Below are 12,792 nucleotides of genomic sequence, written 5' to 3'. Positions count from 1 at the left end.
TCAATATGAAAATCGGTATTATCGGCGCAATGGAGCAAGAAGTTGCGATCCTAAAAGCAGCAATCACAGAGATGAAAGAAGTAAACAAAGGTGGTTGTACTTTCTTTTCTGGTCAACTGAACGGTGTAGACGTTATTCTGCTTCAATCGGGCATTGGTAAAGTTGCAGCAGCAGTTGGTACATCGATACTTCTTTCTGAATACCAACCTGACGTTGTTATTAACACAGGTTCTGCAGGTGGTTTTGACTCTAGCCTAAACCTAGGTGATGTAGTGATCTCGACAGAGGTTCGCCACCATGATGCTGACGTAACTGCATTTGGTTACGAGATGGGCCAAATGGCTCAACAGCCTGCTGCATTTGTTGCTGATGCTAAGCTAATGGACATCGCTGAGAAAGCGCTTGAGCAAATGGAAGACAAAAAACACGCGGTTCGTGGTCTTATCTGTACTGGCGATGCATTTGTTTGTACAGCAGAGCGCCAAGAATTTATTCGTAAGCATTTCCCATCTGTTATCGCAGTAGAAATGGAAGCTTCAGCAATTGCACAAACTTGTCACCAATTTAACGTACCATTCGTTGTCGTGCGTGCTATTTCAGATGTTGCTGATAAAGAGTCACCAATGAGCTTCGAAGAGTTTCTACCGCTAGCGGCACAAAGCTCTTCTGAAATGGTTATCAAAATGGTTGAACTACTGAAGTAATTTCGTATATGACCTCAATAACAGCGTTTTTCCAACAAGTTTACGCTGATGGCGCGCTCCTCGTATTATGGGGAGCGTTGCTTTTTCATCTCCTCGTTCCTATTCCTCGACCGGCTCATCCCGTTCAGCTATGGAAGCAGTTTGCCCTTCTTCTGGCTAAAAAAGTCAATCTCAACAGCAGTTATCAACAAAGCGTCATATCGGGAACGCTCGCCATGACATTAATGCTATTCCCTGCATTTGTGTTACTGGTCGCGATTAAACCCTTAGTTTGGCAACCCGCTCTATTCGATTTGGCACTACTACTATTAGCGATTGATTGGCGTAGCAACGAGCAGTTGGCTAGCCAACAAATAAAATACTTAGCGAACGAGAACAAAACCTCAGCAAGAAAAGCACTATCGGAAAGAATCAATCGAAACACAGACACGTTATCACTACTGGGCTTGGGCAAAGCAAGCGCAGAAACCTTAGTGCTCGGCTATGGGCGTAATGTCATCACCGTTTTATTTTGGTATTCGATTTTCAGTCTCGTTGGCTTAGGCGGCATTATTGCCCTGACCTACCGCTTACTAGTCGAGCTAGCACGTGTTTGGTCGCCAACACGTAAATCATTTGCGCCATTTGGTCTCACAACAACGCGACTACTGGCACTCTTTGATGTCATTCCAATGCAGTTATTTAGTTTACTGCTACTGATAGGTCATACACCGTTTGAGTTGCTGAAAACAACATTATCGCAGGCTAAAAGTTGGCATACTCCTGGCCCTGGCTGGTTATTGGCAAGCAGCGCTAACAAGTTACAGCTTTCACTAGGCGGCCCCGCTATCTATGATGATATCAAAGCCGTACGAGCTAAGATTGGCGGTAGACTCGCACCTTCATACTTGCACCTATCTCAACTTCAGAAGTTGTTTGTTTGGCGAATTTTCATCTGGATACTGCTACTTAGCTTGTTTATTTTACTATCTCATCAAGGTCTTTAAGCGTGCGTACTCTATTACTAACCTCTACCGTTTTGCTATCCACTTTGGCTAGTGCACAGCAGGCTGCTCAACGGGTGATCAGCCTAGCGCCACACGCAACAGAGATTGCCTTTGCAGCAGGTTTAGGGGACAAGATAGTCGCAGTCAGCGAGTACAGTGACTATCCTAAAGAAACTAAAAACATAGAAAAAGTTGCTAATTACCAAGGCATCAAGTTAGAACGAATCATCGCTCTTCGCCCCGATCTCATCATCGCATGGCCTGGTGGAAACCCAGCAAGAGAGTTAGAGAAACTCAAATCGTTAGGGTTTAACCTCTACTTCTCTCAAGCTAAATCACTAGACGGCATTGCCGAAAATATCGAAGCCCTAAGCCAGTACGCTGAAGATCCACAAGTGGGTATGCAAGCGGCTCAAGAGTATCGAAAGCGATTAAACCAGCTAAGAGCTAAATATTCTCACCAGAAAACGGTAAATTTCTTCTATCAACTGAGTGAAAAACCCATCATCACACTTGCCCAAGACAACTGGCCGAACGAAGTATTTGAGTTTTGTGGAGGCGAGAATATTTTCAAACAAAGCTCTGTACCTTACCCTCAAGTAAGCATTGAGCAAGTTGTCACTAAAAAGCCAGATGTCATCTTCACCTCAGAACACGCGATTCAAAATGGCAACATGTGGTTGAAGTGGGAATCTCAGCTCCCGGCAGTCAAAAATGAACATGTGTGGAGTCTGACCTCAGATTGGTTAAACCGCCCAACCCCGCGAACATTGTTGGCGGTAAAAGAAGTTTGCCAACATTTTGATGCTGTACGAAAAAAGCCCTAACGATTAAGGAAATATTCTCGTACAATCTGCCCCAAATTCCTGTTGTTATTTTTACGAGTGAATTGTCCTATGGACTCTATGCTTCTCTACTTTATTGACCTTTTTGGTACCGCTATTTTTGCTATTTCTGGTGTCTTTGTCGCTGGTCGCCTAAAGATGGATCCGTTTGGCGTGGCGGTACTCGGCAGCGTTACCGCTATTGGTGGTGGTACCATCCGTGATATGGCATTAGGCGCTACGCCCGTTTTCTGGATAACAGATACGACTTACCTTTGGGTTATTCTTTGTACTTGTCTGCTAACTATGATCATAGTACGACGTCCAAAGCGCCTTGCTTGGTGGATTCTGCCTGTATGTGATGCTATTGGTTTGGCTGTTTTTGTCGGAATTGGCGTAGAAAAAGCATTGAGTTTCCAAAGCTCAGCACTTGTTGCCGTCATCATGGGTGTCATCACCGGCTGTGGTGGCGGTATCATCCGTGACGTACTTGCCCGTGAAGTACCCATGGTATTGAGAAGCGAAGTCTATGCTACAGCCTGTATCATCGGCGGCGTATTCCATACCTCAGCACTTTCACTCGGTTATGACAGCGAAACATCATTCCTTGTGGGTGTTGCCTCTACTCTGATTATTCGTTTAGGTGCGATTAAATGGCATCTGTCGCTACCCACGTTTGCGTTGGGAAGTAAGAGCTAGAGAGCTAGAGAGCTAGAGAGCTAGAGAGCTAGAGAGCTAGAGAGCTAGAGAGCTAGAGAGCTAGAGAGCTAGAGAGCTAGAGAGCTAGAGAGCTAGAGAGCTAGAGAGCTATTTTGAGGGTTGACGTTAACGCGTCAACCCTTTTTAGTGCTTCGCGTTAAAGAATCTAGATATCTAGTTATCGAGACGCTAAAAAACAAAACCCGCTCATTGAGCGGGCTTTTTCATATCTTGAGCTGTGTCAGATTAAGCTTCTGCAGCTTTAACCTGAGCGTGTAGCTCTTGAACTGAAGTGACTGTTGTTTTCGCATCAGCAGTGTGTGCCATACACGTTGCGAACGCTGCGTTTAGCGTTGTTGTGTAGTTCACTTTCTCAGCTAGAGCACCACGACGAAGTACTTTAGAGTCTTCAATCGCTTGACGGCCAGCTGCAGTGTTCACGATGTAGGTGTACTCATTGTTCTTGATGCGGTCAAGAATGTGAGGACGACCTTCGTGTACCTTGTTTACTAGACGTGGGTTGATGCCCGCTTCGCCAAGGATAACCGCAGTACCGTGAGTTGCGTCTAGCTGGTAACCAAGCTTAGACAGCTTTGATGCTAAGTCTACAACGCGCTCTTTGTCGCCTTCACGAACAGAAAGAAGAGCACGGCCGCCTTCTGGGTAGATGTTGCCACAACCCAATTCAGCTTTAGAGTAAGCTTCTGCGAACGTCGCACCAACACCCATAACCTCACCAGTAGAGCGCATTTCTGGGCCTAATAGTGGGTCAACACCAGGGAATTTGTTGAACGGTAGTACTACTTCTTTCACTGAGTAGTAAGGTGGGATGATCTCTTTGGTAAAGCCTTGAGCTTCAAGAGATTGACCCGCCATTACACGTGCTGCAATCTTAGCGATTGGTGCGCCAGTTGCTTTAGATACGAACGGTACCGTACGTGCTGCACGAGGGTTAACCTCGATTAAGTAAACCTTGTTATCTTTCACTGCAAACTGTGTATTCATTAGACCGCGAACACCCAGCTCAAATGCTAGTTTTTCAACTTGCTCACGCATTACATCTTGGATTTCTGCACTTAGCGTGTACGCTGGCAGAGAACATGCTGAGTCACCAGAGTGAACACCCGCTTGCTCGATGTGCTCCATGATACCACCGATAACCACACGCTCACCGTCGCAGATAGCATCGATATCTACTTCAACAGCATCATCTAGGAAGCTATCAAGAAGAACTGGAGATTCGTTCGATACGCTTACCGCTTCATTGAAGTAGCGACGTAGGTCTTGCTCGTCGTATACGATTTCCATCGCACGACCACCAAGAACGTAAGAAGGACGTACAACCAATGGGTAACCGATTTCACGAGATTTCTCGATCGCTTGCTCCATTGTCGTTACTGTCGCGTTCTCTGGCTGTAGTAGGCCTAGACGGTCAACGGCTACTTGGAAGCGCTCACGGTCTTCTGCACGGTCGATTGCGTCAGGGCTAGTACCGATGATAGGTACACCAGCGGCTTCAAGAGCACGAGCCAGTTTCAGTGGCGTTTGACCACCATACTGAACGATAACGCCTTTTGGCTTCTCAACGCGAGCGATTGCTAGTACATCTTCCAGAGTTACTGGTTCGAAGTACAGACGGTCAGATGTGTCGTAATCTGTTGAAACTGTCTCAGGGTTACAGTTAACCATGATTGTTTCGTAACCATCTTCACGTAGTGCTAGAGATGCGTGTACACAACAGTAGTCAAATTCGATGCCTTGGCCGATACGGTTTGGACCGCCACCTAGGATCATGATCTTGTCTTTTTCTGTTGGGTTTGCTTCACACTCTTCATCGTAAGATGAGTACATGTAAGCCGTATCAGAAGAGAACTCAGCCGCACACGTATCTACGCGCTTGTAAACTGGGTGGATGTCGTACTGATCACGTAGACGGCGAATTTCACTCTCAGAAACACCTAGAATCTTAGATAGGCGCGCGTCAGCAAAACCTTTACGCTTCAGCTTATTCAGCTTGTCTTTATTCAGACCAGCAAAGCCTTGCGCTTTAAGTTCTTGCTCAAGCTTCACGATGTCTTCGATTTGAACTAGGAACCAGCGGTCGATTTGCGTTAGGTTGAATACACCATCTACTGACATACCTGCACGGAATGCATCCGCGATGTACCAAATACGCTCTGCGCCTGCTTCTTTAAGTTCGTGACGAATTGTTGTTAGTGCGTCTGGCGCATCTAGGTCAACCATTTCGTCAAAGCCAGTCGCGCCAACTTCGAGGCCGCGAAGTGCTTTTTGTAGCGATTCTTGTTGGTTACGACCGATAGCCATAACCTCACCAACTGACTTCATCTGCGTCGTTAGACGGTCGTTAGCACCTGCAAATTTCTCGAAGTTAAAGCGAGGAATCTTAGTTACTACGTAGTCGATTGTTGGTTCGAATGATGCTGGAGTTGCGCCGCCAGTAATGTCGTTCATTAGCTCATCTAGTGTGAAGCCAACTGCTAGTTTCGCTGCAATCTTAGCAATTGGGAAACCAGTTGCTTTCGATGCTAGTGCAGAAGAACGAGATACACGTGGGTTCATCTCGATGATAACCATACGGCCATCTTTCGGGTTGATACCAAACTGTACGTTAGAACCGCCTGTTTCAACGCCGATCTCACGCAGTACTGCTAGAGATGCGTTACGCATCAGCTGGTATTCTTTGTCTGTTAGAGTCTGTGCTGGTGCAACCGTGATTGAGTCACCCGTGTGGATACCCATTGGGTCGAAGTTTTCAATCGCACATACGATGATACAGTTGTCCGCTTTGTCACGAACCACTTCCATCTCGTACTCTTTCCAACCGATAAGAGATTCATCGATAAGAAGCTCGTTAGTTGGAGAAAGGTCTAGACCGCGGCGACAGATCTCTTCGAACTCTTCTTTGTTGTACGCGATACCACCACCAGTACCACCCATCGTAAATGATGGACGAATGATACAAGGGAAGCCAACCATATCGAGAACAGCGTAAGCTTCTTCCATGGTTTTTGCAGTATCAGCACGCGGACACTCAAGGCCGATAGACTTCATCGCCTTATCGAAACGAGAACGGTCTTCTGCTTTATCGATAGCGTCAGCTGTTGCACCGATCATCTCTACACCGAACTCTTCAAGAACACCGTGTTTCTCAAGGTCTAGTGCACAGTTAAGCGCCGTTTGGCCACCCATCGTAGGTAGAACTGCGTCTGGCTTCTCTTTTGCGATGATGTTACGAACCACTTCCCACTGGATTGGTTCGATGTACGTTGCATCTGCCATGTCTGGGTCAGTCATGATAGTTGCAGGGTTTGAGTTTACTAGGATTACACGGTAACCCTCTTCGCGTAGTGCTTTACAAGCTTGAGCACCAGAGTAGTCAAACTCACATGCTTGACCGATAACGATCGGACCTGCACCAAGAATCAGAATACTTTTAATGTCAGTACGTTTTGGCATTCTCTTACTACTCCAACTTACGCTTTGTGTTCTTTGATTAATTCAATGAAGTGGTCAAACAGCGGCGCTGCGTCGTGAGGACCAGGGCTTGCTTCAGGGTGACCTTGGAAGCTAAATGCTGGCTTATCAGTGCGGTGGATACCCTGCAGTGAGCCATCAAATAGTGATACGTGAGTAGCACGTAGGTTCTCAGGAAGGCTTGCTTCATCAGCAGCAAAACCGTGGTTCTGAGAAGTAATCATTACAACGTTGCGGTCTAGGTCCTTAACCGGGTGGTTCGCACCGTGGTGACCGAACTTCATTTTCACAGTCTGTGCGCCAGATGCTAGTGCAAGAATCTGGTGACCTAGACAGATGCCGAAGATTGGTAAACCTTTCTCTAGGAATACTTTTGTCGCTTCAATCGCGTAAGTACATGGTTCTGGGTCACCAGGGCCATTTGATAGGAATACACCGTCTGGGTTCAGTGCTAGCACTTCTTCAGCAGAAGTTTCCGCTGGAACAACCGTTAGGCGAACACCGAGGTCAACAAGCATACGTAGGATGTTGCGTTTTGCACCGAAGTCGTAAGCAACAACGTGGAATGGAAGCTCGCTGTCAGCTTTCGCCTCTGGTAGGCCACCTGTTAGTGTCCACGAACCTTGTTTCCAAGGGTATGCTTCTTTTGTCGATACTACTTTCGCTAGGTCCATGCCTTTCAGGCCTGGAAACTCTTTCGCTTTTGCTAGCGCTAATGCTTCGTCGATGTTATTGCCAGCAACGATACAGCCATTTTGAGCACCTTTTTCACGTAGGATACGAGTCAGCTTACGAGTATCGATGTCTGCAATACCAACAATGTTTTGCGACTTAAGATAATCAGAAAGAGATTGTTCACTACGGAAGTTAGAAGCGATAAGAGGGAGATCGCGAATCACAAGGCCTTGAGCGTGGATTGAAGAAGATTCTTCGTCTTCGGAAGTGGTTCCGGTATTGCCAATGTGAGGGTAAGTAAGAGTAACGATTTGTTGAGAATAGGAAGGATCAGTGAGGATTTCTTGGTACCCCGTCATCGAGGTATTAAAAACGACTTCACCAACAGCCGAACCGTCTGCGCCAATGGATTCACCGTGGAATACTGTCCCATCTTCTAGGACTAGCAGTGCTGACTTACTCAAGACAACCTCCAGAATAAAAATGCATTAAAATTGATTTAATTTGCAATTCTACCTTCCTCAAACGCTTAAATCTACGTTTTTACGGAAATTAGACAAATTGGCGGTATTCTAGTGATCAGTAGATTAGGTGTCAACAATTGAAGTGAAATAATTTCTACTTTTAAAGCACTAACTTTGTTTTTCGTATCAAGTAGCCAAAAGTAACTTTTTTGTGCAGAAAAAAGCCACCCCTCGACAGAAATCGAGAACAATTCACTTTGGTAACAAAATTCTTATTGCAAATTTTCTTTACTCAATTACGCAATCGTTGCGCTCCTCTAGAAAACAATCACAAAACACAAATTAAACACAAAATAATCTCGAAACCTTTAAAAAAGACAATTAAAGGAACGAAAGGTAGGTTAATAGTTCAAGTTGATTTCTCGTTTTTTCTTCAGATAAAAAAAAGCGCCTTTCAAAGAAGGCGCATAATTATTAAATCTATAGATTGTTGAGATCCAACACATCGGTCATGGTATAAAAACCTGGTTGCTTCTCATTGAGCCACGCTGCTGCTTTCACAGCACCGTTAGCAAAGGTCATTCGGTCAGTGGCTTTATGGGTTATCTCGACACGCTCGCCAATATCAGCAAACATTGCGGTGTGCTCACCAACGATGTCACCAGCACGGATGGTGGCAAAACCGATCTCATCTTTAGTACGCTCTCCCGTGATCCCTTCGCGAGCATAGACAGCCACATCACTTAGCTGGTTGCCCATTGCGCCTGCTATTGCTTCGCCCATTCCAATCGCGGTACCCGAAGGTGCATCAACTTTATGGCGGTGATGAGCTTCAACAATCTCAACATCACAGTAATCACCCATAACCGTCGCGGCTTTTTCTAGCAATTTGAAGACAAGGTTAACACCCACTGAGTAGTTTGGTGCCATCACGATAGCAATCTCTTTTGCAGCTTCATCGATCTGAGCACGTTCTTCTTCGCTAAAACCAGTGGTTCCAATAACGATTTTCTTACCGTGTTGTTTACACAGCTCGATGTTAGCCAAAGTACTAACCGGTGCTGTGAAGTCGATAATCACATCAAACTCACTGATGCTCTTTTCTAAATTATCAACCAGTGCAACCTCAAAACGGCCTTCGCCACACAGCTCGCCTAAATCCACACCAACCAGTGAAGATTCTGGACGCTCAGAGCCCGCAGCGACTTGAGTATTTGGGTTGTTATGTGTTGCTTTTACCAAGTTTCGGCCCATTCGACCTGCAGCACCTGCAATCGCAATTCTTACCACGGCGTTTTCTCCATTCCTTGTGACCCTTATATAAAGGCCTGACGCATATATGCCAACTAAACTAACAACAAAGTGATTCCTTGGCTAGGGGAACTCCTAGGAAAATTCTGTAACAACGCGCTCTAAAATTGGTACGTTCGCTTCAGGAAAAGTGTAATTTGGTAACTCACTAATGCTAACCCACTCTCCTTGTTGTCCTTCTTTACCATGAGCCTCACCATCAAAAGCATTGACCTGAATAAAGTCGAACTTCAGAGACTTCTCAGGGTAGTCATGCTCTAGGTGTTCAAACAAATGTTGAGCCGTCACCGTGATCCCTACTTCTTCTTCAAGCTCGCGGATCATAGCCTGTTCTTTGGTCTCTCCCTCTTCAACCTTACCACCCGGGAACTCCCAAAAACCGCCCTTGTGCTTATCATCTGGACGCTTAGTAATAAAAATTTGAGACTTGTCTTGATTGAAGATGATTGCTGCAACGATGTGGATTCTTTTCATTTAAATAAAGTTCCTAGGTTATAGATCCTAGTACCTAGAATAACTGCCCTCTCAAGGAACTCCAACTAGGATCTAGGAACCCTAGATACAAAAAGAGCCGCATAAGCGACTCTTTTCTCAATCCATCAATTAGTTTAAGCGAAGTGAATTAACTAATCTTGCCATGGCACTGTTTGTACTTCTTACCACTACCACATGGACAAGGATCGTTACGACCTACTTTCTGACCTTCACGAACCATTGGCTGTTGAGGGCCTTCGCCCTCTTCACCATCAGATAGCTGGTTTTCTGCTGCTTGGTGCTGTGCTTGTGCACGGCGTGCCGCTTCTTCGGCTTGAGCACGACGCTGAGCTTCCATACGCTCAACTTCTTCTTGCTGCTGAACACGTACTTTTGATAGCACCATGATAACGTCAGACTTCAATGCTTCTAGTAAACCTTCAAACAGTTCAAACGACTCGCGCTTGTACTCTTGCTTCGGGTTCTTCTGAGCATAGCCACGTAGGTGGATACCTTGGCGAAGGTGGTCCATCGCTGCAAGATGCTCCTTCCAAAGTGTATCTAGCGTTTGTAGCATGACAGACTTTTCGAAGTTGCGTAGCACTTGCTCACCAACTACTTCTTCTTTCTGTTTGTACACTTCAATCGCTTGCTCAAGGATACGCTCACGAAGAGCTTCTTCGTATAGCTTATCGTCTTCATCTAACCAAGTTTGAATTGGTAGTTCTAGATCGAAGTCATTCTTCAGGCGAGCTTCAAGCCCAGAAATATCCCACATATCATCTAGAGATTGTGGTGGGATGTACTCGTCGATCACTGATGTGTAAACATCAGCACGGTTGTGCTCGATCATCTCGCTAATGTCGTCAGTCGTCATTAGCTCATCACGCAGTTCATATACGACCTTACGCTGATCGTTCGCCACGTCATCGTACTCAAGAAGCTGCTTACGAATATCGAAGTTACGGCCTTCCACTTTACGCTGTGCTTTTTCGATAGAGCGTGAAAGCATCTTAGATTCGATGGCTTCACCCTCTTCCATACCACTCTGTATAAGACCAGCCATACGATCAGAAGTGAAGATACGAAGAAGTGAATCTTCCATTGATAGGTAGAAACGCGATGAACCAGCATCACCCTGACGACCAGAACGACCACGCAGCTGGTTGTCGATACGACGAGATTCGTGGCGCTCAGTACCAATAATGTGTAGACCACCAGCTTCAAGAACTTGGTCATGTACCACTTTCCAGTCCGATTTAATCTTGTCGATTTGATCTTGAGTTGGGTTATCCAGTTTCTCTACTTGAGCCTGCCAGCTACCACCAAGTACGATATCGGTACCACGACCCGCCATGTTTGTTGCGATAGTCACAGCACCCGGAGTACCTGCACCGGCAACAATCTCAGCTTCTTTTTCGTGGAACTTCGCGTTAAGTACGTTATGCTTAATCTTGGCTTTCTTCAGAGCGTTAGAAAGTAGCTCTGATTTCTCGATAGATACGGTACCTACTAGTGTCGGTTGACCTTTTGCAACGCGGTCCTTGATGTCTTCAATAATCGCATTGAACTTTTCAGTCTCGGTACGGTATACCACATCTGGCATATCGTTACGGATCATTGGTTTGTTGGTTGGGATAACGACCGTTTCTAGACCATAGATAGACTGGAATTCAAATGCTTCCGTATCTGCGGTACCTGTCATACCAGACAGTTTTTCGTATAGACGGAAGTAATTCTGGAACGTGATAGACGCTAGCGTCTGGTTCTCGTTCTGGATCTTAACACCTTCTTTCGCTTCTACCGCTTGGTGTAACCCTTCAGACCAACGACGACCAGGCATTGTACGACCAGTATGCTCATCAACGATAACCACTTCGCCTTCGTCTGTCACAATGTAGTCTACGTTACGCTCAAATAGGACGTGGGCACGAAGTGCAGCATTTACGTGATGCAGTAGGCTAATGTTGGTTGGAGAATAAAGTGTGTCCCCCTCTTCCATCAGACCATTTTTAACCATCAATTCTTCAACGAACTCTTGACCATTTTCAGTCAGGTGAACTTGTTTCGATTTCTCGTCTAGAGTGTAGTGGCCATCGCCACGGTACTCTTCTGAGTCTTCTTTATCTTGACGCTCAAGATGTGGAATTAGAGTGTTGATGCGAGTGTAAAGCTCTGAACTATCTTCAGCAGGGCCGGAGATGATAAGCGGTGTACGCGCTTCATCGATTAGGATGGAATCCACCTCATCGACGACGGCAAAGAAACGTTCGCGCTGAACACGGTCTTCATTGCGGAAAGCCATGTTGTCACGAAGGTAATCAAAACCAAACTCGTTGTTTGTGCCGTAAAGAATGTCTGCTTGGTAAGCTTCTTTTTTCTCTAGTGGCGGCATATTTGGTACGTTAACGCCAACAGTCATACCTAAGAATTCAAATAGAACGCGGTTTGTTTCAGCATCACGCTTTGCAAGGTAGTCATTCACTGTTACTACATGTACCGCACCTTTCAATGCGTTTAGGTAAGCAGGGAGGGTCGCAGTTAGCGTTTTGCCTTCACCTGTACGCATCTCTGCGATTTGACCAGCGTTTAGTACCATACCACCGATAAGCTGTACGTCGAAATGACGCATGCCGTAAACACGCTTTGATGCTTCACGCACCGTTGCAAATGCTTCTGGTAGTAGGCTATCTAGGTTTTCACCTTTGTCCAAGCGCTGACGGAACTCAACAGTTTTTGCTTTTAGCTCTTCATCAGAAAGCGCTTCAAACGTTGGTTCATAGTTATTAATTTCTTTGACGATTTTTCTAAGGCGGCGCAGTGTTCGGTCATTGCGACTGCCAATTACCTTTGTCAGTAGCTTAGTAATCATGGGTGTTGAATCTCTCTTCTTAGACCGGTTTCGATCTACTCTAAATGCCTTCAGTCTCTACTAAGGATACTGAGATAGTTCACGTACCTTCGGATATTGTGGTGAAGGCTTTAAATTTCAAGGCAAACGGTTAGTTTTTATGGCTGCTAGTGTATGTAATTTTGCAACTTACAACCATCACAAATAGAAATAGTTTGAGCTATGCGCAACTTTTGTGAGGATTTTTCCTGTGTATGCTGCATGTTTGAACGTTAATGGTTCAAAAGCTGCCTATACTCTGGGCAACTC

General features: G+C 45.6%; 9 protein-coding genes. 4 read left to right on the top strand and 5 right to left on the bottom strand.

Annotation, left to right across the window (positions count from 1 at the left end):
- The first annotated feature begins 5 nt into the window (after window positions 1–5).
- The 4 genes from mtnN to DPF91_RS18215 all read left to right on the top strand — a co-directional run bounded on the left by mtnN (window position 6) and on the right by DPF91_RS18215 (window position 3,213).
- Window positions 6–704, top strand: a complete 699-nt coding sequence (gene mtnN / locus DPF91_RS18230) for a 5'-methylthioadenosine/S-adenosylhomocysteine nucleosidase (RefSeq protein ID WP_117235880.1) — start codon at window positions 6–8, stop codon at window positions 702–704.
- Window positions 705–721: 17 nt separating this feature from the next.
- Window positions 722–1,690: a cobalamin biosynthesis family protein gene (locus tag DPF91_RS18225; protein WP_164684235.1), complete on the top strand. Its 969-nt coding sequence runs from the start codon at window positions 722–724 to the stop codon at window positions 1,688–1,690.
- A gap of 2 nt (window positions 1,691–1,692) precedes the next feature.
- Window positions 1,693–2,517 (top strand): vitamin B12 ABC transporter substrate-binding protein BtuF, encoded by an 825-nt coding sequence (gene btuF / locus DPF91_RS18220; protein WP_117235878.1) that lies wholly within the window; start codon window positions 1,693–1,695, stop codon window positions 2,515–2,517.
- A 69-nt stretch (window positions 2,518–2,586) separates the two neighbouring features.
- Window positions 2,587–3,213, top strand: a complete 627-nt coding sequence (locus DPF91_RS18215) for a TRIC cation channel family protein (RefSeq protein ID WP_117235877.1) — start codon at window positions 2,587–2,589, stop codon at window positions 3,211–3,213.
- A gap of 246 nt (window positions 3,214–3,459) precedes the next feature.
- Here the strand turns inward: DPF91_RS18215 and carB are convergent, their stop codons facing one another.
- From carB to secA, 5 genes are all read right to left on the bottom strand, one after another.
- On the bottom strand, window positions 3,460–6,690 hold the full coding sequence (carB, locus tag DPF91_RS18210; RefSeq protein WP_117235876.1) for a carbamoyl-phosphate synthase large subunit: 3,231 nt from the start codon (window positions 6,688–6,690) through the stop codon (window positions 3,460–3,462).
- A gap of 17 nt (window positions 6,691–6,707) precedes the next feature.
- Window positions 6,708–7,847, bottom strand: a complete 1,140-nt coding sequence (carA, locus tag DPF91_RS18205) for a glutamine-hydrolyzing carbamoyl-phosphate synthase small subunit (protein WP_117235875.1) — start codon at window positions 7,845–7,847, stop codon at window positions 6,708–6,710.
- A gap of 480 nt (window positions 7,848–8,327) precedes the next feature.
- On the bottom strand, window positions 8,328–9,137 hold the full coding sequence (gene dapB, locus DPF91_RS18200; protein ID WP_117235874.1) for a 4-hydroxy-tetrahydrodipicolinate reductase: 810 nt from the start codon (window positions 9,135–9,137) through the stop codon (window positions 8,328–8,330).
- A gap of 96 nt (window positions 9,138–9,233) precedes the next feature.
- Complete coding sequence (mutT, locus tag DPF91_RS18195) at window positions 9,234–9,632, bottom strand: 8-oxo-dGTP diphosphatase MutT (RefSeq protein WP_117235873.1); 399 nt, start codon at window positions 9,630–9,632, stop codon at window positions 9,234–9,236.
- A 148-nt stretch (window positions 9,633–9,780) separates the two neighbouring features.
- A complete protein-coding gene (secA, locus tag DPF91_RS18190) occupies window positions 9,781–12,504 on the bottom strand; it encodes a preprotein translocase subunit SecA (RefSeq protein WP_117235872.1) in 2,724 nt (907 codons plus the stop codon).
- Window positions 12,505–12,792: the final 288 nt, after the last annotated feature.

This window comes from Vibrio maerlii (genome assembly GCF_003415655.1).
GTDB classification, from domain to species: domain Bacteria; phylum Pseudomonadota; class Gammaproteobacteria; order Enterobacterales; family Vibrionaceae; genus Vibrio; species Vibrio maerlii.
Note: the sequence above shows the minus strand (reverse complement) of the source record. Positions and strands in the feature narration are given on the sequence as shown.

Bases quoted from the DNA above. Each gene is read 5' to 3' on its own strand.
- mtnN (WP_117235880.1), top strand. From the start codon at position 6: ATGAAAATCGGTATTATCGGCGCAATGGAGCAAGAAGTTGCGATCCTA.
- mutT (WP_117235873.1), bottom strand. From the start codon at position 9,632: ATGAAAAGAATCCACATCGTTGCAGCAATCATCTTCAATCAAGACAAG.
- carB (WP_117235876.1), bottom strand. From the start codon at position 6,690: ATGCCAAAACGTACTGACATTAAAAGTATTCTGATTCTTGGTGCAGGT.
- secA (WP_117235872.1), bottom strand. From the start codon at position 12,504: ATGATTACTAAGCTACTGACAAAGGTAATTGGCAGTCGCAATGACCGA.
- DPF91_RS18215 (WP_117235877.1), top strand. From the start codon at position 2,587: ATGGACTCTATGCTTCTCTACTTTATTGACCTTTTTGGTACCGCTATT.